General features: G+C 61.7%; 22 protein-coding genes and 1 pseudogene. 14 read left to right on the top strand and 9 right to left on the bottom strand.

The window, feature by feature from the left end; translation table 11 throughout:
* The first annotated feature begins 57 nt into the window (after window positions 1-57).
* The 4 genes from ACQZ5H_RS29665 to ACQZ5H_RS29650 all read left to right on the top strand — a co-directional run bounded on the left by ACQZ5H_RS29665 (window position 58) and on the right by ACQZ5H_RS29650 (window position 3,687).
* Window positions 58-1,002 (top strand): ABC transporter substrate-binding protein, encoded by a 945-nt coding sequence (locus ACQZ5H_RS29665; protein ID WP_449099844.1) that lies wholly within the window; start codon window positions 58-60, stop codon window positions 1,000-1,002.
* Between the two features lie 112 nt (window positions 1,003-1,114).
* Window positions 1,115-2,005: an ABC transporter substrate-binding protein gene (locus ACQZ5H_RS29660; RefSeq protein WP_449099852.1), complete on the top strand. Its 891-nt coding sequence runs from the start codon at window positions 1,115-1,117 to the stop codon at window positions 2,003-2,005.
* A gap of 9 nt (window positions 2,006-2,014) precedes the next feature.
* Window positions 2,015-3,088, top strand: a complete 1,074-nt coding sequence (locus tag ACQZ5H_RS29655) for an LLM class flavin-dependent oxidoreductase (protein ID WP_449099843.1) — start codon at window positions 2,015-2,017, stop codon at window positions 3,086-3,088.
* A 2-nt stretch (window positions 3,089-3,090) separates the two neighbouring features.
* Window positions 3,091-3,687 (top strand): DsbA family protein, encoded by a 597-nt coding sequence (locus tag ACQZ5H_RS29650; protein WP_449099842.1) that lies wholly within the window; start codon window positions 3,091-3,093, stop codon window positions 3,685-3,687.
* A gap of 109 nt (window positions 3,688-3,796) precedes the next feature.
* On the opposite strand, the pseudogene ACQZ5H_RS29645 reads toward ACQZ5H_RS29650, so the two are convergent.
* The 3 genes and pseudogenes from ACQZ5H_RS29645 to ACQZ5H_RS29635 all read right to left on the bottom strand — a co-directional run bounded on the left by ACQZ5H_RS29645 (window position 3,797) and on the right by ACQZ5H_RS29635 (window position 6,253).
* Window positions 3,797-4,289 (bottom strand): annotated as a pseudogene (locus ACQZ5H_RS29645) (Lrp/AsnC family transcriptional regulator).
* Window positions 4,290-4,292: 3 nt separating this feature from the next.
* On the bottom strand, window positions 4,293-5,363 hold the full coding sequence (locus ACQZ5H_RS29640) for an LLM class flavin-dependent oxidoreductase (RefSeq protein WP_449099841.1): 1,071 nt from the start codon (window positions 5,361-5,363) through the stop codon (window positions 4,293-4,295).
* A 44-nt stretch (window positions 5,364-5,407) separates the two neighbouring features.
* Window positions 5,408-6,253 (bottom strand): NADPH-dependent oxidoreductase, encoded by an 846-nt coding sequence (locus ACQZ5H_RS29635; RefSeq protein WP_449099840.1) that lies wholly within the window; start codon window positions 6,251-6,253, stop codon window positions 5,408-5,410.
* 172 nt (window positions 6,254-6,425) lie between these two features.
* Between ACQZ5H_RS29635 and ACQZ5H_RS29630 the strand changes: the two genes are divergently transcribed.
* The 5 genes from ACQZ5H_RS29630 to ACQZ5H_RS29610 are packed head-to-tail and all read left to right on the top strand — an operon-like array spanning window position 6,426 to window position 11,346.
* Window positions 6,426-7,778, top strand: a complete 1,353-nt coding sequence (locus ACQZ5H_RS29630) for an LLM class flavin-dependent oxidoreductase (protein WP_449099839.1) — start codon at window positions 6,426-6,428, stop codon at window positions 7,776-7,778.
* A gap of 7 nt (window positions 7,779-7,785) precedes the next feature.
* Window positions 7,786-8,622 carry an ABC transporter ATP-binding protein gene (locus ACQZ5H_RS29625; protein WP_112711294.1) on the top strand — a complete coding sequence of 279 codons (837 nt, stop codon included), beginning with the start codon at window positions 7,786-7,788 and terminating at the stop codon, window positions 8,620-8,622.
* 18 nt (window positions 8,623-8,640) lie between these two features.
* Window positions 8,641-9,717 (top strand): ABC transporter substrate-binding protein, encoded by a 1,077-nt coding sequence (locus tag ACQZ5H_RS29620; protein WP_449099838.1) that lies wholly within the window; start codon window positions 8,641-8,643, stop codon window positions 9,715-9,717.
* Window positions 9,718-9,753: 36 nt separating this feature from the next.
* Window positions 9,754-10,578 (top strand): ABC transporter permease, encoded by an 825-nt coding sequence (locus ACQZ5H_RS29615; protein WP_449099837.1) that lies wholly within the window; start codon window positions 9,754-9,756, stop codon window positions 10,576-10,578.
* A gap of 3 nt (window positions 10,579-10,581) precedes the next feature.
* A complete protein-coding gene (locus ACQZ5H_RS29610) occupies window positions 10,582-11,346 on the top strand; it encodes an ABC transporter permease (protein ID WP_449099836.1) in 765 nt (254 codons plus the stop codon).
* 58 nt (window positions 11,347-11,404) lie between these two features.
* Here ACQZ5H_RS29610 and ACQZ5H_RS29605 read toward each other — a convergent pair whose 3' ends face one another.
* Window positions 11,405-11,968: a TetR/AcrR family transcriptional regulator gene (locus tag ACQZ5H_RS29605; RefSeq protein ID WP_449099835.1), complete on the bottom strand. Its 564-nt coding sequence runs from the start codon at window positions 11,966-11,968 to the stop codon at window positions 11,405-11,407.
* Window positions 11,969-12,080: 112 nt separating this feature from the next.
* Here ACQZ5H_RS29605 and ACQZ5H_RS29600 point away from each other — a divergent pair, with 112 nt between their 5' ends.
* Window positions 12,081-13,487 carry an amidase gene (locus ACQZ5H_RS29600; protein ID WP_449099834.1) on the top strand — a complete coding sequence of 469 codons (1,407 nt, stop codon included), beginning with the start codon at window positions 12,081-12,083 and terminating at the stop codon, window positions 13,485-13,487.
* A gap of 237 nt (window positions 13,488-13,724) precedes the next feature.
* A complete protein-coding gene (locus ACQZ5H_RS29595; RefSeq protein ID WP_449099833.1) occupies window positions 13,725-14,732 on the top strand; it encodes an alpha/beta fold hydrolase in 1,008 nt (335 codons plus the stop codon).
* A 46-nt stretch (window positions 14,733-14,778) separates the two neighbouring features.
* On the opposite strand, the gene ACQZ5H_RS29590 is transcribed toward ACQZ5H_RS29595, so the two are convergent.
* On the bottom strand, window positions 14,779-15,162 hold the full coding sequence (locus ACQZ5H_RS29590; protein ID WP_449099832.1) for a tautomerase family protein: 384 nt from the start codon (window positions 15,160-15,162) through the stop codon (window positions 14,779-14,781).
* A gap of 109 nt (window positions 15,163-15,271) precedes the next feature.
* Here ACQZ5H_RS29590 and ACQZ5H_RS29585 point away from each other — a divergent pair, with 109 nt between their 5' ends.
* Window positions 15,272-15,670 carry a MarR family winged helix-turn-helix transcriptional regulator gene (locus ACQZ5H_RS29585; RefSeq protein WP_449099831.1) on the top strand — a complete coding sequence of 133 codons (399 nt, stop codon included), beginning with the start codon at window positions 15,272-15,274 and terminating at the stop codon, window positions 15,668-15,670.
* Window positions 15,671-15,720: 50 nt separating this feature from the next.
* Here the strand turns inward: ACQZ5H_RS29585 and ACQZ5H_RS29580 are convergent, their stop codons facing one another.
* Complete coding sequence (locus ACQZ5H_RS29580; protein WP_449099830.1) at window positions 15,721-16,320, bottom strand: TetR/AcrR family transcriptional regulator; 600 nt, start codon at window positions 16,318-16,320, stop codon at window positions 15,721-15,723.
* Between the two features lie 141 nt (window positions 16,321-16,461).
* On the opposite strand from ACQZ5H_RS29580, the gene ACQZ5H_RS29575 reads away from it, so the two are divergent.
* Together ACQZ5H_RS29575 and ACQZ5H_RS29570 are read left to right on the top strand one after the other, a co-directional pair.
* The gene (locus ACQZ5H_RS29575) at window positions 16,462-17,484 is read left to right on the top strand and encodes an NADP-dependent oxidoreductase (protein ID WP_449099829.1); all 1,023 of its coding nucleotides are present in this window, start codon (window positions 16,462-16,464) and stop codon (window positions 17,482-17,484) included.
* Between the two features lie 42 nt (window positions 17,485-17,526).
* On the top strand, window positions 17,527-19,113 hold the full coding sequence (locus ACQZ5H_RS29570) for an MFS transporter (RefSeq protein ID WP_449099828.1): 1,587 nt from the start codon (window positions 17,527-17,529) through the stop codon (window positions 19,111-19,113).
* A 169-nt stretch (window positions 19,114-19,282) separates the two neighbouring features.
* On the opposite strand, the gene ACQZ5H_RS29565 is transcribed toward ACQZ5H_RS29570, so the two are convergent.
* From ACQZ5H_RS29565 to ACQZ5H_RS29555, 3 genes are read right to left on the bottom strand one after another with little or no spacing between them, the layout of a single operon-like run.
* Entirely contained in the window at window positions 19,283-19,735 is a 453-nt protein-coding gene (locus ACQZ5H_RS29565; protein WP_449099827.1) for a hypothetical protein, read from the bottom strand.
* A gap of 25 nt (window positions 19,736-19,760) precedes the next feature.
* Window positions 19,761-20,348, bottom strand: coding sequence for a TetR/AcrR family transcriptional regulator (locus ACQZ5H_RS29560; protein WP_449099826.1), 588 nt, complete (start codon window positions 20,346-20,348; stop codon window positions 19,761-19,763).
* A 15-nt stretch (window positions 20,349-20,363) separates the two neighbouring features.
* On the bottom strand, window positions 20,364-21,566 hold the full coding sequence (locus tag ACQZ5H_RS29555; RefSeq protein ID WP_449099825.1) for a serine hydrolase domain-containing protein: 1,203 nt from the start codon (window positions 21,564-21,566) through the stop codon (window positions 20,364-20,366).
* Window positions 21,567-21,900 lie beyond the last annotated feature (334 nt).

Raw genomic sequence — 21,900 nt, 5'->3', positions numbered from 1 at the left:
CGGGCGTCCGGATCGCATGCCAGCAGCCACAATTTAAAGAAGAAATGGAGTAGGGCAATGACATTCAGAAATAGCGCAATCCAGCTGCTCGCCAGCGCCGTAGCGGTGGCAACCATTGGGATCGGCTCCGCGCAGGCTGCCGAGAAGTTCAACTTGAGCCCGGATACCTCGAACCGGATCCGCGCCGAGAAGGATGACGCGGCGATCAAGGCAATCTCTCCGTCCTTCAAGTTCGTCCAGAAGGGCAAGTTCACGGTCGCTATCAACCCTTGGGATCCGCCGGTCGCCACCTACGCAACGGATGCAAAGACCGTCGTCGGTACCGATCCCGAGATCGCGCAGCTACTCGCCGACTCTTTCGGCCTCGATCTCGATCTCGTTCCGGTCGCCTGGGAAGACTGGCCGCTCGGTGTCTCCTCCGGCAAGTACGATGCGGTAATTTCCAACGTCACCGTGACGGAGGAACGCAAGGAGAAGTTCGATTTCTCCACCTATCGCAATGACGTGCTCGGCTTCTACGTGAAGGCCGACAGCAAGATCACCGCGATCAAGGAGCCGAAGGACGTTGCCGGGCTGAAGGTCATCACGGGCGCCGGTACCAATCAGGAAAAGATCATCCTCGAATGGGACCGCGAGAATGTCGCCGCCGGCCTGAAGCCGATCGAGGTGCAGTATTACGATGATCGGGCCGCGGCCGATCTGGCAATCCAGTCCGGCCGCGCCGATGTCGAATTCAATCCGAATGCCACGCTCGCCTACAGCGCCTCGATCAAGGGCTCGACCAAGCTCGTCGGCACCGTCAGCGGCGGCTGGCCGATTGCGGCCGAGATCGCAGTCACGACCAAGAAGGGCGCCGGACTTGCCGACGCGGTCACTCTCGCTCTCAACGACCTCATCAAGAACGGCAAGTATGGCGAAGTGCTGAAGCGCTGGAACCTGACGTCTGAGGCGACGGCAGAATCGAAGACCAACCCGCCGGGACTGCCGAAGAGCGGTTCCTAAGGCTGGCCGTGCGGGCCGGCGCGAGGGATGCGAGCCGGTCCGCACCGTTCATTTCAGGAGATTTAAAATGATGTCTTTTGCTTCCTGGCGCCCGGCGCTGCTTTTGAGCGCGATGATGCTGGCTGCGGCCGGTATGGCGCATGCCGTCGATGAGTTCGATCTGAGCCCCGAGCAACCCGCTCGTGTCCATGCGGTGAAGAACGAAGCGGCGATCGCCTCGATCCCGAAGAGCTTTGCCTTCGTCACGCCGGGCAAGTTTACCGTTGCGATCAGCCCGGGCGGACCACCGCTTGCAACCTATGCCACCGACGCGAAGACGGTCGTCGGCGCCGATCCCGAATATGCCAATGCGATTGCAGAAAGCCTCGGGCTGGAGCTGGAAATCGTACCGGTCGCCTGGATCGACTGGCCGCTTGGTCTCGTCTCGGGCAAGTATGACGCCGTCATCTCCAATGTCGGCGTCACCGAGGAGCGCAAGCAGAAGTTCGACTTCTCGACCTATCGCAAGGGCCTGCATGGCTTCTTCGTGAAGGGTGACAGCGCCATTGCCTCCATCAAGGAGCCGAAGGATGCGGCCGGTCTGCGCATCATCGTCGGTGCTGGGACCAACCAGGAGCGGATCCTGCTGAAATGGAGCGATGAGGACGTTGCCGCCGGCCTGAAGCCGATCGAGCTTCAATATTTCGACGACGAGGCAGCGAGCCTGCTGGCGCTGCAATCCGGTCGCGCCGACGTCATTGTTCAGCCGCATGCGCAGCTCGTCTTCATCGCCGCCCGCGACAAGAACATCAAGCGCGTGGGAACGCTGAGCGCCGGCTGGCCCGATCGTTCCGACGTCGCGATCACGACGCGCAAGGGCAGCGGCATTGCCGATACGCTGACGATCGCCACCAACGGCCTGATCAAGGACGGCACCTACGCCAAGATCCTCGATCATTGGCATCTTTCCGAGGAAGCATTGCCCGCATCCGAGACGAATCCGCCCGGCCTGCCGAAATTCTGAGTTCCAGAGATGACCAGTCATTCCATTGCGATCAAGCATGTCGGGTTCCTGACGCCCGGAAACTATCCCGAAGACGATCCCTATCGCGGGCTCGAAGAGACGCTTCAGCTCCTCGAACATGGCGAGGAGCTTGGCTTCAACAGTGCCTGGGTCAGGCAGCGGCATCTGGAACCGGGCATTTCCTCGGCAACCGCCTTTCTGGCGGCCGCCACCCAGCGGACCGAGAGGATCGAGCTCGGCACGGCGGTCATCCCGATCGGCTACGAAAGCCCATATCGGCTGGCCGAGGATCTCTCGACCGTCGATGTGCTCTCCCGGGGTCGGCTCAATGTCGGCCTGAGCGCGGGACGGCCGCTCCATGCCGATCTGATCGGGCCGCTCGCTTTTGATGGCGCCTGGGAGAGCCATGACTTCTCGCATGCCCGCGTTGTCAGGTTCGCCAACAATCTGAAGGGACACTATCTCGGCGACGAGGAGACGCGGATCAAGACGCCCTTCGGCCCGCAGCGTCCGCGGCTCAATCCCCATGCCAAGGGCCTGATCGACCGCATCTGGTATGGAGGAGGGTCCCTGCGCTCCGCAGCCTGGGCCGGACAGAACGGCTTCAATCTCCTGATCGGCAACGTGACGACGGGCGAGGAGACAGACGAGTTCTTTGTCGCCCAGGGACGCCAGCTCGAGCGCTACAGAAATTCCGGTGGGGCAGGGCGCCGGGTGGCGCTCGGAAGGGTCATCGTTCCCTTCGACAGTGCCAGCCTAGCAACGCGCAAGCGCTACGCTGCCTATGCCGCCGGCCGTCACGAACGGACGCTCACGCCGCAGGGCGAGCGCCGCACCCTCTTTGCTCGCGACCTCGTCGGAACCGCTGACGAAATCCTGGAGACGCTATACGCCGATCCGATCCTGCCCCATGTCGAGGAATTCCGTCTGGAGCTTCCCTATGAATTCATCGACGAGGATTACCGCCAGATTCTACACGACTTCGTGACGCTGATCGGTCCGGAACTCGGTTGGCGCCCCGCCGCGCTTCAGCCATTATCGCCGCGCGCCGGTGACGTGAGATCTTTGAAATCAGGATATTAGCAATGACGAAGTCCCTCGAATATTTCTTCTCCATCGGTTCTCCCTGGTCCTATATCGGCCTCGATGCCTTCGTCGATCTGGCCAAGCGGCACCAGGTGGAGATAGAGCCTTTCCTGACCACCGTGATCGAGGAAAACGGCGGCATCTTCTCGCGCAACCGGCCGGAAATCCGCCGGGCCTACTGGACGAGAGACCTGAGACGCTGGGCGAAGGTGCGCGGCAAGGAAATCTGGCTCGACAAGCGCCCGGAACTCGGTGATCCGACGCCCGCCTCCTTTCTGGTGATCGCAGCCTATCTCGACGGCAAGGATTGGGTGGGTGTCACTCGCGCGTTGCAGACCGCCTATTGGGCGGACGCACGTGATATCGGCAAACCCGAGGTGCGGGCCGAGGTCGTCACCCGAGCCGGTTTCGACGGCGAGGCACTTCTCAAGCGCCAGGGCGACGACGATGTCCAGAAGAAGTGGAGCCGTGACCGCGAACGCGCCCGCAACAGCGGCGTCTTTGGTTTCCCGACATTCATCTATGACGGGGAAACCTATTGGGGTCAGGACAATCTCCCCTTCCTTGAGCGGCACTTCGAGGGTGACCGGCCCTGACGCTCATGTGAAAGGGCACGCAGCGTCTCGCTCCGTCCTTACCCCGAGGCAAGGCCGTCATTGCGCCGGTGGCGGCCGCCGAACGTCACAATGTCGCGTCCAATCGCGGCTAACTCGCGCGTGCCGCCTTGGGATTGTTGATCTGCAGATAAGATAAGGGAAGCTCGGTCGTGAACTTCAGCTCCTGCATGGCAAAGCGCGAGCTGACGTCGCCGATCTCGATCTTCGCCACCAGCCGCTTGTAGAACGCGTCATAGCCTGCGACGTCGGGCACCACGACCCGCATCAGATAGTCGATGTCGCCGCTCATGCGGTAGAACTCGACCACTTCGGCAAAGCTTGTCACCACCTCGGAAAATCGGCGCAGCCATTCCGGCGAATGCGCCTTGACCCGGATGGACACGAAGACGGTGACGGCGGCGTTGATTTTCGCCGCGTCGAGCAGGGCGACCCGCCGGCGGATGACCTTTTCTTCCTCCAGCTTCTGAACCCTTCGCCAGCAGGGCGTGTTCGAAATGCCGACTGATTTGGCAAGCTCCGGCCCCGGGGATGTCGGCGTCGCTCTGCAGCTGCGCCAGGATTTTGCGATCGACCCGATCCATCTCTCAACCCCTCAGGAGCGGCAGCAGCTTGTCTCCCTGCCGTTTGATCTCGGCAAGGTAGGGCGTATCCGAGAGCACGAAATGCGTGATGCCGAGGTCGCGGTATTTGCGCAGCGACGAGGCGACATCTTCGGCCGAGCCGACCAGCCATGTCGTTCCCGCGCCGCCGCCGCCGAATTTGCCGGGAGCGGTATAGAGGTTGTCGTCGAGCACATCGCCGCGCTCGTGCAGTTCCAGCAGGCGGCGTTGGCCGACGGCGACAGAGCCACGATGGTCCTGCCAGCTGCCGCCCTGATTTGCCGCCATGGCGGCAACCTTCTTTTCGGCATCCGCCCAGGCTTCCTCGCGCGTCTCCCGCACGAGCGTGGTGATCCTCAGGCCAAACTCCAGCGGTGCAAGATCGCGGTCGAGATCGCGGCTCAGCCGCTTCAGCCTGTCGATGCGTTCCCTGACGCCATCGAGCGGTTCGCCCCAGAAGAGCTGCACATCCGCCTCGGTCGCGGCGACCTTTTCGGCCGGCTCCGAAGCGCCGCCGAAATAGAGCTTGGGGTGGCGACGGTTGGCATTTCCGGCGATGCGCGGCTGGACGGTCGAGCCCTCGAGCCGGAAATGCTCGCCTGCGGAGGTGACGTTTTCTTCCGTCCAGAGGCGGCGCACGAGGCGCATGAATTCCTTCGTGCGCGCATAGCGATGAGCCTGATCGCCCTCGCTGTCGCCATAGGCGGCAAGATTGTCCTGCCCGGAGACGATATTGACGCGGACCCGGCCGCCGCTGAGGTGGTCGAGCGTTGCGGCCGCAGAAGCGAAGTTCGCCGGGCGCCAGTAGCCTGGCCGAATGGCGACCAGCGGCTCGAAGGTCTTGGTGCGCGCTGCCAGCGCCGTGGCAACCGTGAACGTATCCGGCCGCCCCCAACCGGTGCCGATCAGCGCGCCTTTCCAGCCGTGATCCTCGAGTGCCTGCGCATGTTCCGACAGCGTCTCCAGGCTGTTGTGATCGACGATGGCGCTGTCGCCGCGGTGACCGGCCTTGATGTCGTTCGGGATGTACCAGAGAAATTCGGAGCTGTTGGTCATGCCTGTGCCTGCTGATCGATTTGCTGAATGAAGGGGAAGGGCGCTTACCTGAGCGCGAAGCCGAGCTTTCGGATGATGCCCTTCAGAACGTGACGGCCTTTCAGGGCTGCGACGGTGCCGATGCGGTTGCTGACCTGTTCGGTCCAGTCGATCCGCGGCATGGCCTGTTCCGCCTGGAAGGTTCCAAGCGCATGGTTATAGGCGTCGAGAGCAGGCCGGTGTGCACCGGGATCGTAGCGATCGCGATGGAGGATCGCTGCCTGGCCAAGCCGCGGCTTCACATCTGCGGGCCTGCCCGGATCGGGATAGCCGACCGTCAAGCCGAAGACCGGGAACACGCCTTCGGGTAGACCGAGCGCGCGCGCCACGCTTTCCGGGTCATTGCGGATGGCGCCGATATAGCAGGTGCCGAGGCCGAGGGATTCGAGCGCCACGACGGCATTCTGCGCAGCAAGAGCGGCATCGATGACACCGAGGAGAAAACTCTCGGTATAATCGAGACCTTCGGCCGTGCCGCCCCGCGTCTCAGCGATGTCACGCGGGCGGGCGAGATCGGCGAGCCAGACCAGAAGAAGCGGCGCCCCGGCAATCTGTCGCTGATTGCCGGCAACGGCATTCAGGCGATCCCTGATGTTCTTGTCTTCGACGGCGATCACGCTCCAGGCCTGGAGGTTCGATGAACTCGGCGCCGATTGAGCCGCGGCGACGGCAAGTTCGATCACTTGCGCGGGCACGGATTGCGGGAGATAGTCGCGGACGCTGCGGTGCGACAGGATTGCGTCGAGCGCCTCGTTCCATTGTCCGGACAGCCTCTTATCGCTGCGATACCGGCTCTTTACGAGCGCGGTCAGTCTGTCTTTCTGTGGCGCAATGGGCGCTGACAACGTCATTCATATCTCCTTGGGCGCGATGCGGGCCGCACCGGTGAGCCGAAAACATGCCTGCTCGCGCGCAGCCTTTCCAATTACAAAAGTTCCTTCAGCGGCTTCGAAATAGAATATAATTTCTATAGATATTATTTTTTTAATCCTAGCCTGACTGCTCCTTCGAACGGAGCTCGAAATGGCTGAACGATCGCAACTCAGGCTCGGGGCCTTTCTCTACCCGACCGGACACCACATCGCCGCCTGGCGTCATCCGGATGCGCAGGCCGATGCCGGCTCCAACTTCGCCCATTACGTGGAACTGGCGCAGCTCGCCGAGCGCGGCAAGTTCGACCTGATCTTCATGGCCGATGGCGTCGGCACGCGGGGCACCGATATCGAGGCCTTGAGCCGCACCGCGACGCGCTATGTTGCGCAGTTCGAACCGATCACGCTGCTGTCAGCGCTGGCGGCGGTCACCCGCAATATCGGCTTCGTCGCGACCGCCTCGACATCCTATAACGAGCCCTATCATATCGCCCGCAAATTCGCCTCGCTCGACCATATCAGCGGCGGCCGGGCAGGATGGAACCTCGTCACCTCGTCCAGTGAGCACGAAGCGCACAATTTCGGCCGCGACGAGCATTATGCCCATGGTGAGCGCTACGAGCGCGCCGAGGAATTCGCCGATGTCGTGACCGGGCTGTGGGATACCTGGGAAGAGGGCGCCTTCCCGCGCGACAAGCAGAGCGGTCTCTATTTCGATCCCGACAAGCAGCATGTCCTCAATCACAAGGGCAAGTTCTTCAAGGTTCGCGGGCCGCTGAACGTTGCCCGTTCGCCCCAGGGACATCCTGTGCTCGTTCAGGCGGGCTCTTCGGAGCCCGGCAAAGAACTTGCGGCGCGCACCGCCGAAGTCGTCTTTACGGCGCATCAGACGTTCGAGGAAGCCCGCACCTTCTACGCCGATCTCAAGGGGCGCCTGCGCAAATACGGCCGTCACGCCGATGATCTGAAGGTCATGCCCGGCATCTTTCCCGTCGTCGGCCGTACGATCGCCGAGGCGGAAGAGAAGTTCGAACAGATCCAGGAACTGATCCATCCGGTCGTCGGCCTGGCTTTGCTGAGCGGCATGACCGGCGGCGTCGATCTCTCCGCCCATCCCCTCGACGGGCCGGTTCCGGCGCTGCCGGAGACCAATGCCAGCAAGAGCCGCCAGCGCCTGCTGCTCGATCTTGCCCATCGTGAGAACCTGACGATCCGCCAGCTTTATCTCAGGATCGCCGGGGCGCGCGGTCACCGGCAGATCGTCGGCACGCCGGCGCAGATCGCCGACGAGATGCAACACTGGTTCACGGGCGGAGCCGCCGATGGCTTCAACATCATGCCGCCGCATCTGCCCGTCGGTCTTCGCGATTTCGTCGATCTCGTGCTGCCGGAACTGCGCCGCCGCGGCCTGTTCCGCAACGAATATGAAGGCACGACGCTGCGCCAGAATCTGGGGCTGCGCACACCGCAGCATCCGGCATCCGCCCCTCTTGCCGCCGAGTAGGATCACCATGAGCATCGCCCATCTCCAAGCCGACCACATCACCCGCCGCTTCAAGATCGGCAACGATACGCTGACTGCCCTCGACGATGTCAGCGTCGATGTCGCCAAGGGCGAATTCGTCACCATCGTTGGCGCCAGCGGCTGCGGAAAATCGACGCTGCTGCGGCTGCTTGCCGGTCTCGACGTCACCACCGCCGGGCGCATCCGCCACGGTGGCGCCGAGGTTCACGAGCCGAGCCTCGACCGCGGCATCGTCTTTCAGGAGCCGCGGCTCTTTCCCTGGCTGACGGTCGAGCAGAATGTCGCCCTCGGTCTCCTGAACACCAGGCTGCCGAAGGCCCGCAAGGCCGAACTCGTGCGCGAGCATCTCGAGCTCGTCGGTCTTGGCGGCTTTGCCACCGTCTATCCGCATCAGCTTTCCGGCGGCATGGCGCAGCGCGCCGGCATCGCGCGCGGGCTGGTCAACCGTCCGAATGTGCTGCTGCTCGACGAACCCTTCGGCGCGCTCGACGCGATCACCAAGGCGCGCTTGCAGGACGAGCTTCAGGACATCTGGGCCAAGGAAGGCATCACCATGGTGCTTGTCACCCACGATGTCGAAGAGGCGGTCTATCTCGGCGACAGGGTGGTGGTGATGTCGCCGCGCCCCGGCCGGGTGCGCGAGATCATTCCGGTTACGATCGACCGCCCGCGCCGGCGCACGTCTGCGGAGATCGCCGCAGTGCGCGACCGCGTTCTCAACAGCCTGCATGCCACCGGCGAAGTCGCCGCTCCCGCAGCCCCGCGCCCGCTGCGCGCGCCCGAACAGGATCGCCCGCGGCCGGCGATCGCCATTGCACGATAAGCATCAACGGAGACAATCATGAAACGCATCACCTTTACCCGCCTGGCCGCCGGCCTCGCCATTCTGCTTGCGGCGACGGCAACATCGGCACGCGCCGAGGATCAGCTCGTCATCCATGTCGGCTATGCCGCGATCGGCATCGACAACCGGCCCTATTCGGAAGGCACGTCGGCCGCGACCGCGCGGGCCGGCGAATTCCTGGAGAAGGAATTTGCCAATGATCCGAACATCAAGATCGAGTGGACCTTCTTCAAGGGCGCCGGTCCCGCCGTCAACGAGGGCTTCGCCAACGACCAGCTCGACTTCGCCTATCAGGGCGACCTGCCGGCGCTGATCGGCCGCGCCACCGGTTTGAAGACCAAGTATCTGCTGGCAAGCGGCGCACGCAAGCCGCTCTATCTCGCCGTTGCCAAGGATTCCGGCATCAAGTCGATCGAGGACCTGAAGGGCCGCAAGATCGCGCTGCAGCGCGGCACCAACGGCCACCTGGCGGCGATCAAGATCCTGGAAGCGCATGGCTTGACCGAACGCGATGTCCAGGTCGTCAATCTCGATAGTGCTGGCACCGTTGCAGCTTTGACCAGCAAGGATATCGACGCCGCCTTCGGCGATACGCAGCTGATCAACCTTGCGGCCAAGGGTGCGGCCGACGTCATCTACACGACGAAGGGCGACGATCCGCGCTTCGGCCGAAACGCCGGCATCATCGGCCGCGAGGCCTTCATCGATGCCCATCCGGAAATCACCCAGCGCGTCGTCGACGCCTTCGTCAAGGCCGCCAAGTGGTCGTCCGACGAGCCGAACCGCGCGGCGCTCTTCGAGCTCTGGCACAAGTCCGGCACGGCAATCCCGATCCTCGAGGAGTATTTCAAGGACGATACGCTGGCCTACCGCAATTCGCCGCTGATCGATGATCTCCTCGTGTCGCAATACACGGAGCAGGCGGCCAAGAGCAAGGAATTCGGCCTGATCCGCCGCGATGTCGATCTCAAGGGCTGGTTCGAACCGAAATATCTCGACAACGCGATCGAGCGTCTCGGCTTCAAGAACTTCTGGCAGGCCTATGGCGCCGACGGCAAGCCCGTCGCGTCGTGATCTTGCTGACCGAACGGCCTGAGTGAAAGACCTGGGATGGCAATCGATATCGAGTTCGAAGGACAGGCGCGGCGGCGCAATTGGTCGCAGCATGCGGCCGTTCGCTGGATCCGACGGGGAGAGGCATTCCTCTTCCCGGTCGGTCTGATCGCACTCTGGTGGATCGCTTCGGCGCGCGGCTGGCTGCCGGAACAGATCCTGCCGGCGCCCGCCTATGTCGTCGCGACCGGGCGGGACATGATCTCGACCGGCGAATTGTTCTACCATGCCGGCGTCAGCCTGCGCCGCGTCGTCTTCGGCTTCGCGATAGGGGCCTCTCTCGGCATGGTCCTTGGAATTGCCATGGGGCTTTCCCGGCGGTTCGAGGATTATGTCAAACCGGTCTTTCTCGCTTTTGCACAGATCCCGACGCTCGGCTGGATCCCGCTTCTGATGCTGCTCGTCGGTATCGAGGAAACGCTGAAGATCATCATCATCGCCAAGGGCGCTCTGGTGCCGGTAACGCTGAACACCTTCTCGGGCATTCGCAGCGTTCCGGCCAAATATCTGGAGGTCGGGCGGGCATTGCGCTTCAGCCGCTGGCAGACGCTGCGGCTGATCATCCTCCCAAGCGCCGTGCCGTCTATCTTCACCGGTGTCCGCTACGGCCTGACGCATGCCTGGACGTCGCTTGTCGGCGTCGAACTCCTGGCCTCTTCGGAGGGGCTCGGATACCTGCTCGTCTGGGGCCGCCAGATGTTCTGGCTCGATACCGTCATCATCGCCATGGTCGTCATCGGCATTATCGGTTTCGCCATGGATCGCGGACTGGAAGCATCCGAGGTGCTGATCCGGCGCTGGAAACGGCAGGCGGAGGACTGAGAGATGGAAGAGACTTCAAACTTCGTCCGCATCCGCCGGGGATTGACGCTGCCGCTTCTGCTGCTTGTCGCATGGGAGGCCTCGAGCCGCTTCGGTCTGGTCGATATCCGCTTCCTGCCGCCGATCGAGGACGTCATCCTGACGGCCAAGCAGGAGATCATCGACAACGGCTTGGTCGGCCAGCTCGGCTCGAGCCTGCTGCGCAATATCGCGGGCTTCCTGATCGGCGCCGTCCTCGGCATCGGTTTCGGCACGCTGCTCGCCGTCGTCAACATCGCCGACCGGCTGATCATGCCGACCTTCAACGGCATCAAGCAGATCTCGCTGCTTGCCTGGATCCCGCTGATCTCCGTCTGGTTCGGCTTCGGCGAGCAGGCAAAGATCGTCTTCGTGGCGCTTGCCGCCTTCATTCCGATTGCGCTCAACACGCATGACGGCATCAAGGATGCGCCGCGCGAACTGGTCGAGGTCGGCCGTGCGCTGCGCTTCAATTCCTGGCAGCGCATCAGCCGGATCTATCTCCCGGTCGCGCTGCCGTCGATCGCGACCGGCATCCACCTCGGCCTGATCTATTCCTGGCTCGCAACTGTCGGCGCCGAATATTTTCTCGCCGTCGGTCCCGGTATCGGCGGCCTCGTCATCGCCGGCCGCGAGCGCTTCGACATGGCCCTCGTCATGGTCGGCGTCATCATCCTCGGTATCGTCGGTTTTGCGTTCAATCGGCTGGCGGGGGCTGCGGAACGGCGTCTGCTGCGGTGGCGGGAGTGATGAAATACCAGTTTGAAAGCGGCGTTGATCGCTGCGGTCGGCCGCGGCCCGCGCATATTCAGGCCGGCAGAAGGCCTGCGGCCCGGTAGCTGTCGATCAGCGTGTCGTAAAGGGAGATATCGGCGCGGCTTCTCGCCATGAGCTGTGCGCCCGCCACTGCCGCAAACACGGCTTTGGCGCGTGCCTCACCTGTTTCTTCATCGACGGTGCCCGACGCGAGCAATGCCTTTTTCAGCCAGGCGACGTTGACGTCTGCGAAGACCTGCACCTCTTCCTTCACCTGGTCCGGCAGGTCGTCGTATTCGGCTCCCATGAAACTGCACAGACACATGCGGTTCTCGTTTTCGAGTGCCCGCCGGAAAGTCACCGGGAAAAAGCGCAGGCGCTCGTCCGGGTCGGAATTTTCATCCCAGATCTTTTCGAGATCGGCAGCCGCATCTTCCCAATATCGTTTTGCGACCGCGGTGGCGAGTTCGGCCTTGCTTGGGAAGTGATAATAGAGGCTGGCGGCCTTGATACCGACCTCGGCGGCCAGATCGCGCATGCTGAGGCCGCCGTATCCATGGGCTTGAGCCGCCTTCTTGGCTGCCTCCATGATGTCTTCACGCGCATTCGTACCCATTTTCTCGGCCTTTCTGGTCGCGCCCAGTTAATCGAAAAAAGGGGGTTGACCAAGGAAAACTTTGCTTCAATCCGTATCTAACTAACGTTAGTTAGTCAAATGGAGCAGGAAGATGCAACAGGAAAAACTCTATTATACCGACGCCACGAAGCTGGCCGAACTGATCCGCACCAAGCAGGTCTCGCCCGTCGAAGTCGTCAAGGCGCATCTCGATCGCATCGAGGCCGTCAATCCCAAGATCAATGCCATCGTCACGATGGCCGACGGTGCGCTCGAGGCTGCAAAGAAGGCTGAGGCCGCGGTCATGTCAGGCGAAAAGCTCGGCGCGCTGCATGGCGTGCCGTTCACCGTCAAGGACAGCATCGATACCGCTGGCGTTCTCACGCAGCGCGGTTCGCCGATCTTCAAGGGACGTGTGCCCGACACCGACGCCACCGCCGTTGCCCGCGTCAAGGCTGCCGGAGGTATCCTGATCGCCAAGACCAATCCGCCCGAGTTCGCCACCTCGATCGAGACCGACAACCTCCTGACCGGCCAGACCAACAACCCCTGGAATCTCGACTACACACCAGGCGGTTCGAGTGGCGGCGAGTCTGCTGCGGTCGCAGCCGGCATGTCCCCGCTGGGTATCGGCAGCGACCTGTCGATCTCGACTCGCGGCCCGGCCGCCCACACGGGTATCGTCGGCCTCAAGGCAACGCATGGCCGCGTGCCTTTGACCGGGCACTGGCCGCGTGCCCCGCGCCGCCTCTGGCACATTGGCCCGATGGCTCGCAGCGTGCGTGACGTGGCGCTGGCCTATTCGATCATTGCCGGTCCTGATGGTGCCGACGGCTTCTCCACCGTTCCGCCGACTGTCGATCTCGGTGCGCTGCAGATCCGTCCGCTGCGCGTAGGCTGGATCGCCGACAACGGCTTCTTCGGGCCGATCGACCCCGAGGTCGCCGCAACGGTAAAGGCCGCGGCGCAGGCGCTGGCTGCCGTCGGGGCCGAGGTCGAGGAGGTCGATCTGCCGCTTCTGCGCGACACCGATACCGTCACCGTCCTGTGGCAGCTTCATCAGATGGAAGCCGCTCCCGGCTTTGCCGCAGCCGTCGCCGGTCACGAGGATCTGGTGTTCCGCCATGCCAAGCTGGTCCTCGACGGCGCCGACACGCCGATCAAGGACTTCGTCGCCCATGAGCAGACGGTAGAGCGCCTGCGCGACGAATTCGCTGGCTACTTCCAGCGCTATGACGTGCTGCTTGCGCCTGTCACGCCGTTCCCGGCGACAAAACACGGCCTAGACGATGTGATCGTGGACGGAAAGGCCTGGTCGCCATTCCAGGTCATGAACGGAACCTCACCCTTCAGCCTGACCGGTCTGCCGGCGATGACCCTGCGGTTTGGAACCAGCAGCAATGGCCTGCCGATCGGCGTTCAGCTGTCGTCCGCCTGGTACGCGGAGTCGACGATGTTCGACGCGGCCGCGCGCCTGGAGGCGGTAAGCCAGGTTCGCAACCTCTATCCGTCTCTCTGACATCAAGGCACCCGGGAGCCTGCTTCCGGGTGCCTCACGTCGCGCGCGGCCCTGCGCGAAGAACAAGAACAACATCTCCCTCGTGCTTCCGGCCCGAGCTGTTGTCCAGGACCCCTGGCGGCTCCAGGCGCGGCAATCGGCACCTCCCGAGCGGTGAGGCCATCCAATGCACCGTCTTCTCTTCATGAAAGCCAGAATCCAAATTCACCCTGCTATCCCCCTCAGGAGATCCGACAGATGACTGGAAAGACAGACCTCGACCGCCGCACCTTACTGCGCGCCATTACTGCTGCCTCGGGCATCGCGCTGACCGCAGCCGTATCGGCAATGCCTGCTTCGGCGCAGACAGGCAAGACACAGGCGGTAGCCGACCCCTACGACTTCGAGCCGGTCGAGGTCAAAACCAGGGACAACACCATTTTCTTGAGGCGTTACGGCAGTGGATCGCCGGTGCTTCTGGTCCATGGTTTCCCGCGATCCAGCCTGATGTGGCGCTTCGTGGCGCCGCTGCTTGCGAAAAATCATACCGTTATCGCCGTCGATCTTCGCGGCTATGGGCAAAGCGGCATTCCGGTATCGACAGACGATCATTTCGCTTATTCGAAACGGGCGATGGCAAACGAACTCGTGGAAGTCATGGACAAGCTCGGCTTCTCGAAATTCGACGTCGTCGGCCATGATCGCGGTGCGCGCGTCTCCTATCGCATGGCGCTCGATCATCCCGAAAAGGTCCAGCGCCTGGCCGTGCTCGACGCGATCCCGATTTCGGAGGGATGGGGTCATGCCGACGCAAGATTTGCGCTCGCATACTGGCCCTGGACCCTTCTTGCCCAGAAGGCGCCTCTGCCGGAGCGATATCTCGCAGGTGATCCCGACGCGATCTTCGACAACACGTTCGGCGCCGGCTCGTTCGGTCCGGACGTCAGAGCAGAATATACCGCGACCTATCACGATAAGGCACGCATCCATGCCGTATGCGAGGAATTTCGTGCCGCTGCCTCGATCGATATCGAGCATGACAAAAAGGACCAGGAAGCATCTCACCGTATTTCCTGTCCGGTGCTGCATTTGTGGGGCTCCGGTGGGCCTCTCGATAGCTTCTATGCAAAGGACGGAGGCCCTCTCGCCATCTGGCGCAAGTGGGCCGACAACGTCGAAGGTCAGGCAATGAGGGGCGGCCATTTCTTCCCGGAGGAAAATCCCGATGAGACGGCGCAGCTGCTGATCAAATTCCTCGCTGCCTGATCAAAGCGGGTGGGCCGGCGTTGATCGATTTTCGGGCGGCCATTGGTCAGGCGTATTGGGCAATGCCGTTGCCGAAGGACCAGTTTTCCTTCCTGACCTCGACAAGGTTGACCACGAGGTCTTCACGGCGAAGGCCGACGCGCGCGTTGAGGCCGTCGGCGAGCGCCTTGTAGAAGGCCTGCTTGGCTTCGACAGTGCGGCCTTCATTCAGCGTGACCTGCACGATCAGCGCGTCAGCGCTGCGCTCGATGCCGAGATATGTCGGGTCGGCGACAAGGCCGGAACCGGGCTTGTGTTCGGAAATGACCTGAAAGCGATCGTTCTCGGGCACCTTCAGTTCCGAGACCATGGTTTCATAGACGACATCGCCAACTGTCTTGCCATAGCCGGCAGGCTTGCCGGCGGGGATGTCGATACGGGCTATAGGCATGAGGCGTTTCCTTTGTTTGGGGTACATACCCATAATTATGAGGGTATATACCCCATTGTCAAGCGACGCAGCCGGGAGTATTGACGTTCTAACCTTGGAAGCGACGGATATGGAAAACCAGACCTGCTATTGCACGACGATGCGAAAGGCCACCCGGCGCCTGACGGCGATTTATGATGAGGCCTTGGCACCTGCCGGGATCTCCCTGGCGCAGCTCAGCTTGATGCGGAATATCGCGCGCGCTGAGCGCATCACCGTTGGGGATCTCGGCCGGCTGATCGAGCTTGACCGCTCGACGACCGGACGCAATGTGCGTGTTCTCGCGAAGATGGGATTGGCCGCTTTGCTTCCAAGCGACGATGGCCGCGAGACGATCATTACCGTATCGGAAGAGGGCAGGCGCGTTCTGGATGAAGCCGCGCCGCTCTGGGAAACGGCACAGCGCGGTGTCGAAGCCAAGCTGGGACTTAACGCCGAACTGCTCCTCGAAATGGTCGGGCAGTTATAGAAAGGCGACGGCTCTATTGCCGTTTCCCCGCGCTCCGTCCTCGAGCTCAGTCAAGCCGGCCAGGCAATTAGCGCCCTGTCGATCACCTGTTGAAGCTGCGCCCTGCTTGCGCCCGCCTGTGCATCCATGGCCAATCCAGTCGCAAGAACAAGAACATAGCGGGCAAGCTCTTCCGCGTCGGCATCCGCAGGCAGGTCGCCGGCGATAACTGCTTCCCGAAGCCGGGTGATCAGGCGGCCTCGCCGCAAGGCGCGAAGCTCCGTCTGCCTTTGTAGCAGCGCCTCAGCGGTCTGCGCTCCCGACATCGAGCATTTTATGGCCAGGCAGCCGAGCGGGTGCGACGGATCGGTATAGATGTCAGCGAGACGGCCGAGCATCCCCTCGACAACCCGGCGCGATGTGGGCTCCCTCAAAGCGGCCTCGGCGGCACCGAGATAAGTGTCGTAGTAGCGCTCGAGTACGATCCGAAACAGACCGTCCTTGCTGCCGAAGGCGAAATAGAAGCTCGGCGGTTTGCAGCCGATCGTGCGCGTCAGGTCGGCCAGGGAAGTCCGGTCATATCCGTGTTCCCAAAACAGCGCCGTCGCCTTCGAGATCGCCTCGTCGATGTCGAATTCCCTTTGCCGCGCCATTGCGAACTGTCCTTCCATTCATTCTCAAATATATTGATCGCTACAGAAAAATCTTGACGCGAGCGGATGCTGTAAATATAGCGATCACTATTAAATTCTGCAATGCCCATGGGCAATGCCGTATTGTCTCCTCGCAGCATCTGACCAACGGAGAAAACTGTGACGACCTCTCCATCGACCAACAGGCGTTTTGTTCTCGAAAAGCGGCCGGAAACCACGACCAGTGTGGCGACTGCGGATCTCTTCCGCCTGGAGACCGTCGGGATACCGGAACTGCAGGAAGGGCAGTTTCTCGTCGAAAACCACTGGATGTCGCTCGACCCCTGGATCAGGGGCACCATGAACGACAGTCGTAGCTATCAGTCGTCGGTCGGCTTGGGCGAGGTCATGCGTGCCCTCTGCGCGGGGCGGGTGATCGCTTCCCGCCATCCGGACTATCCGGCCGGGACACCTGTCTCGGGCATGTTGGGATGGCAGGAATATGCCGCTAGCGACGGCAGCAAGATCCGCAAGGTTCCTCGCGGTGCGCCACTCGAGCTCGCGCTGAATATTCTCGGCATCAACGGGCAGACAGCCTGGTTCGGCATTCACGATATCGGCAAACCGAAGGCCGGCGAAACGGCGGTCGTCACGGCCGCTGCCGGCGGCGTCGGCAGCATTGCCGTCCAGTTGCTGAAGGCTGCCGGCTGCCGCGTCATCGGTCTTGCGGGCGACGACGAGAAATGCGCATGGGTCAAGTCGCTCGGAGCCGCCGAGTGTATCAACTACAAGACGACGGATATCGCCGCAGCATTGCACGAATTCTGTCCGGACCGCGTCGATGTCGTCTTCGACAATGTCGGCGGCGCGATGCTGGATGAACTTCTCTTACATCTCAACACCGGCGCCCGGATCGTGCTCAGCGGTGCGCTTGCCCGCTACAACGCAACGCCGGAGCCCCTGGCCAACTGGTTCCAGCTCCACATCAACCGGGCGACGATGAAGGGATATATTTTCCTCGACCACTTCGACCGGTTCGATGAAGCGGATGCCGATCTCATGGGTCGATGGGAGCAGGGTGACCTGCAGTACCGCGAGCACATCATCGATGGCCTGGAAAATGCACCCGATGCGCTGCGCAAACTGTTCGACGGCACCAATCGCGGCAAGCTCCTTGTGAAGATCAAACCGGACGCTTCCTGACACCGGAGCCGTCATCGGTATCGCCAACCCCCAGAGGCACCAATGCAAACACAGATACAAACGCCACCGCGCCGATCGGAAGAGAGAAGGAAGTTTCTCGTTCTGCTGACAGCAGGGTTCTCTTCATCGCTGATCATGCTGGATTCGAACATCGTTGCGGTGTCCCTACCGTCGATTGCCAAGACACTTGGTGCGACTTTCACCGAAATCGAATGGGTGGTCAGCGCCTACGTGCTGGCATTCGCCGCGCTTCTGCTGGCGGCCGGTTCCTATGCTGACCGCCACGGCCGCAAGCTCGCGATGCTTGCGGGTCTGGCTATTTTCACAGTCTCTTCGGCATTTTGCGGACTGGCCACATCGGCACTGATGCTAAACCTCGCCAGGGCGGTTCAGGGCGTTGGAGCGAGCCTCCTCCTGACGGCCTCGCTGGCTGTTATCAATCATACGTTCGCAGGCGCGGAACGCGCACGGGCCTATGCATTCTGGGGTGCCTGCCTCGGCATCGCCATCACCAGCGGACCGATCATCGGCGGCGTCATTACCGATTTCTTCGGCTGGCGCTGGGCATTCCTGATCAACCTGCCGATCTGCGCGGCCCTCTTCGTCGCAGCCTGGATGGTCGTCGAAGAATCGAGCGACCATGAAGCCAAGAAACTGGATTTTCCCGGTATCATCACCTTCAGCGCCGGTCTGTTCCTGCTGATCTGGGCCTCGATCGATGGCAATACTCTCGGCTGGTTCAGCAGCGCCATCCTGTTTCGCCTCTTGGGAGCCGCCGTTTTCCTGGTCGCCTTCTATTGGATCGAAACGAAGGAGGAGCGTCCGATGGTCGATTTCGGATTGTTCCGTCAGCCGACTTTTCTGGGCTCCGCTTTTGCGATGCTCGGATACGCGATCGGTGCACAGGTCCTGATCTTCTTCCTGCCGTTGTTTCTTCAAAACTCCTATGGACTTGCGCCAGCCGTCGCAGGGCTTGCCATGCTGCCCTTCGCGCTGCCGATGTTCCTGACACCGCGTTTCGGCGCCGGTCTGGCATCGCAATATTCGGGACGCGCCTTGCTGACCCTTGGGCTTTCGGTCACGACTCTCGGCGACCTTCTCCTCCATCTTTTTGCCGAAAGCGGCGTCTCCTATCCTCTATTTGCGGTCGCCATGGTGGTTGCGGGCGCGGGGGCAGGGCTCCTGAACAGTGAAACGGCGAAAGTCATGCAGGGAGCGGTGCCGCCCCAACGCGCAGGTATGGCATCCGGCATTTCAGCAACGACGCGCTTCGTCGGCTTGTTGTTTGGCGTCGCAGGACTTGGCGCTGTCCTCTCACATGGCGTGAACACCCGCTTCGTCTCGGCTGACGCGGTCAGTGGAATGGAGCCCGGCCTTCTTGCCCAGGCTGCCAAGAGGGTCGCATCAGGTGATCTCGACGGCGTCATCGCTATGCTCGGCGAAGACGCGCGCGAGGCGATTCACTCTGCCGCACAGAGCGCCTTCGCTGGCGGTTTTGGCGACGCGAGCCTGATTGCAGCAATCGCCGCGGCATTCTTCGGTGTCCTGACCTTTTCGCTTGTGCGTGCCGCAGACACCGCGCCGAACAAGAGTGCCAAGGGCGAGGAACTGGCACCGGCCATGGAATAAATCACAACCCGGCGCGGAGATATCAGCGCCGGGGCGTCCTCGTTGCGAAGTACCGTCTGGCTAGGCCGGGCCCTCGCAGATGCTCTCGATTGCATCCCGCGCTTGGCGCGCGCGACAGGGCATGCGGCCGCCGGCCGGCCCGAGCTTGTTGAAACTAGGAGGAAGCCGTCTACGGTCGATCAAGCCACCGCGCCGCGGCATCACCGCTATTTTCCGGGCTCGTATTGAAAGCAATCGGCGTTCCGGGCGACAGAAGAATGATCGTGTTCACGATCTTCTCGAACAGAAGCAGATTGCCGGCCGGAATACGGATCCCGGCCCCGACGACGATACAGTCCCATTTCTCGGTGAGGGATTTCGCAACATCGGCTTCGACGCTGTCGGGATGAACCGCGCAAAGTCCGGGTTCCCAACCGCGCTCGCGCATGTCAGCCACTGTTGCCCGTATTCCCGCCGCAACTTTCTCATTCGTCAGTCCAATGGGGAACGATGGATCGCTCAGATCGACTGCCTCCGGACGCACTCCGATCAATAGAACTCGTGGCATCGATTTCATCTCCGTCTTGTCATTTCCGGCAGAAAGGATCGTCGCTTGGACAGGAAAATGATGCATCGCAGTCATCGGGCTATTGCAGCAGGCGGCGCTGTCAGGCCCGTGCGACACCGGATATCAAAGCCAATGCACCTTCCATCGCCCGGTCGAAATAGGAATAGTCCTGATAGGCTTTAGCAAGGATTCCCCCGCCCTGTATCAGGGCGAGCAGGGAGATCGAAAGCGTCTCTGTATCGAGATCAGGAGGAAGCGTTCCCTCCTCCTTCGCCTTGTGAAGTGACTGCGCGAGGTTTGTCCGCACAGCATCGAAATACGCCGTCACCGGACGGCGTATTTCCTCGCTTTCGATCGACGTCTCGTTGACCAGGCGGCCGAAGCGGCAGCCGCGGCGCCCGTCTCTTTTCAGAAAAAGGTACTGCCGGACTGCGTCGAGTGGCGCAGCATCGGTCGAAAAAAAGTCGTTGGTGCTCGCCACGTCCTCTTTGGCAAGATCGCACAATGCTTCCCCAGCTATCGCAAGCTTCGACGGAAAGTGGTGGTAGAGACTACCCGGTCTTGCCCCGCTCCGATCCTGAATATCGCGTGGAGACATCGCCTCATAGCCGACGTCCCATAGCAGTTCCTTCGTCGCATCCAGAAGCTGATCGCGTTTAGAAGGCTTTGGCACGTGCAATCCTTTCATGGCTTTCCGCCACCCTTAGCTTTTTCCCAACGCTTTATAGAGCGCGCGCTCGAACTCGGCAAAGAGCGCAACCACTCTTTCATCGTAGAACGGCCAGAGTTGGGTAAACAGTGCGCCTGTGACCTTCGAGACCGGATCGACCCAGTAATGCGTGTTCAACGCGCCGGCCCAGGCGGCACTTCCTGCGCTGCGCCCGCCGGGCACCGGCTCTTCGTTGATATCGAACGACAATCCCCATTTGTGCGGCTTGCCTGGGAAGAGATCGAAATCCTTCGACATCACATGGGCGACGGATTTCATCTCGCCAGCGCTCAAATCGCCGATCTGGTTCGTCATCATGGCGGCGACCGTTTCCGGCTTCAGGATTTGAATGCCGTCGAGAGCGCCGCCGTTCACCAGCATCTGCAGGAACAGCATATAGTCCTTCGGCGTGCTATAGAGGCCAGCGCCGCCGGAGAAGAATTCCGGGCGTTGCGGTGGTTCCCAGGGGCTGAGCTGCAGACTGCCATCGCTCTGGCGCGCGACCGCGGTTGCGAGCCGGCGCCGGTGTTCGGTGCCGATAAGGAAGCCGCTGTCTCTCATGCCCAGCGGCAGGAAGATCTTTTCGCGGAAATAGATTTCAAGTGATTGATTGGTGACGGCTTCGACCAGCTTGCCGACCCAGTCGGACGACATGCCGTATTTCCATCTTTCACCGGGTTCGAATTCCATCGGAACGGTGAACGCGGAATTCTTGCCGGCGAAGATGATCGGTATTCCCGTTGCCTGTTCGTAGCGGGTGAGCTCTTCGCTCCAGAGAGAATAGGTATAGCCCGACGTATGGTTCAGCAGCTGACGAACGGTCGCACTCTTCTTGGCGGAGCGCAGGCGAGGTGATCCATCAGCGTCGAACCCTTCGAGTATTTGAGGAGACGCCATTTCCGGAAGAAAATCCGAGGCAGGCTGGTCCAGATGCAGGAGCCCCTGTTCTACGAGCTGCATGCAGGCGACCGCCGTGACCGCCTTGGTCATCGATGCGACCCAGAAGACCGTGTCGGTCAGCATTGGCGCCCCGACCGAAATATCGGTCGTCCCGAATGCGCCTTCGTAGACCAGGCCATCTGATGTTGCGCCTGCCGCGACAACGCCGGCAACATCACCGGAACGGACGGCTTTGCGGAGCAGTTCGTTGACCGCCTCGAAGGCCGGGGCGGCTTGTTCATTTATTTCGTTCGCCACGAATGAATTCCTCATGAAAAGTGAGTGTTTTGATATGAATGATCGTCGCAGTAACATTTGAGCTACTAGTATGTCAAATTGCTAGGCGCCCTGCTGCTCATGCGAATGCGTGGTCGAAAAATGTCGTGAAAGTCAGCGGCCGGCTCAAATGCCCATCGGGGTAGGCGGTAGATGGCCATCACAAGCCAGCCGGGCGTTACTCATATTGTATGGGTGAGCGGCATCGTGCCGATCACACGGCAGTCTTCCCTGGGCAGATGCCTAGCCAACGTCGGCCTGCGGTGCTGCCATTTCAGGTCGCATGAGGGCGCGAAATGATCGCCGCTGATAGCAG

Source organism: Rhizobium sp. 21-4511-3d (genome assembly GCF_053522545.1).
Note: the sequence above shows the minus strand (reverse complement) of the source record. Positions and strands in the feature narration are given on the sequence as shown.

Coding starts and splice junctions, on each gene's coding strand:
- ACQZ5H_RS29565 (WP_449099827.1), bottom strand. CDS start 19,735: ATGACTGCGATGCATCATTTTCCTGTCCAAGCGACGATCCTTTCTGCC.
- ACQZ5H_RS29640 (WP_449099841.1), bottom strand. CDS start 5,363: ATGACCAACAGCTCCGAATTTCTCTGGTACATCCCGAACGACATCAAG.
- ACQZ5H_RS29595 (WP_449099833.1), top strand. CDS start 13,725: ATGACTGGAAAGACAGACCTCGACCGCCGCACCTTACTGCGCGCCATT.
- ACQZ5H_RS29625 (WP_112711294.1), top strand. CDS start 7,786: ATGAGCATCGCCCATCTCCAAGCCGACCACATCACCCGCCGCTTCAAG.
- ACQZ5H_RS29635 (WP_449099840.1), bottom strand. CDS start 6,253: ATGACGTTGTCAGCGCCCATTGCGCCACAGAAAGACAGACTGACCGCG.
- ACQZ5H_RS29580 (WP_449099830.1), bottom strand. CDS start 16,320: ATGGAAGGACAGTTCGCAATGGCGCGGCAAAGGGAATTCGACATCGAC.
- ACQZ5H_RS29610 (WP_449099836.1), top strand. CDS start 10,582: ATGGAAGAGACTTCAAACTTCGTCCGCATCCGCCGGGGATTGACGCTG.
- ACQZ5H_RS29605 (WP_449099835.1), bottom strand. CDS start 11,968: ATGGGTACGAATGCGCGTGAAGACATCATGGAGGCAGCCAAGAAGGCG.
- ACQZ5H_RS29630 (WP_449099839.1), top strand. CDS start 6,426: ATGGCTGAACGATCGCAACTCAGGCTCGGGGCCTTTCTCTACCCGACC.
- ACQZ5H_RS29655 (WP_449099843.1), top strand. CDS start 2,015: ATGACCAGTCATTCCATTGCGATCAAGCATGTCGGGTTCCTGACGCCC.
- ACQZ5H_RS29570 (WP_449099828.1), top strand. CDS start 17,527: ATGCAAACACAGATACAAACGCCACCGCGCCGATCGGAAGAGAGAAGG.
- ACQZ5H_RS29585 (WP_449099831.1), top strand. CDS start 15,272: ATGGAAAACCAGACCTGCTATTGCACGACGATGCGAAAGGCCACCCGG.
- ACQZ5H_RS29600 (WP_449099834.1), top strand. CDS start 12,081: ATGCAACAGGAAAAACTCTATTATACCGACGCCACGAAGCTGGCCGAA.
- ACQZ5H_RS29590 (WP_449099832.1), bottom strand. CDS start 15,162: ATGCCTATAGCCCGTATCGACATCCCCGCCGGCAAGCCTGCCGGCTAT.
- ACQZ5H_RS29650 (WP_449099842.1), top strand. CDS start 3,091: ATGACGAAGTCCCTCGAATATTTCTTCTCCATCGGTTCTCCCTGGTCC.
- ACQZ5H_RS29665 (WP_449099844.1), top strand. CDS start 58: ATGACATTCAGAAATAGCGCAATCCAGCTGCTCGCCAGCGCCGTAGCG.
- ACQZ5H_RS29620 (WP_449099838.1), top strand. CDS start 8,641: ATGAAACGCATCACCTTTACCCGCCTGGCCGCCGGCCTCGCCATTCTG.
- ACQZ5H_RS29615 (WP_449099837.1), top strand. CDS start 9,754: ATGGCAATCGATATCGAGTTCGAAGGACAGGCGCGGCGGCGCAATTGG.
- ACQZ5H_RS29660 (WP_449099852.1), top strand. CDS start 1,115: ATGATGCTGGCTGCGGCCGGTATGGCGCATGCCGTCGATGAGTTCGAT.
- ACQZ5H_RS29560 (WP_449099826.1), bottom strand. CDS start 20,348: ATGAAAGGATTGCACGTGCCAAAGCCTTCTAAACGCGATCAGCTTCTG.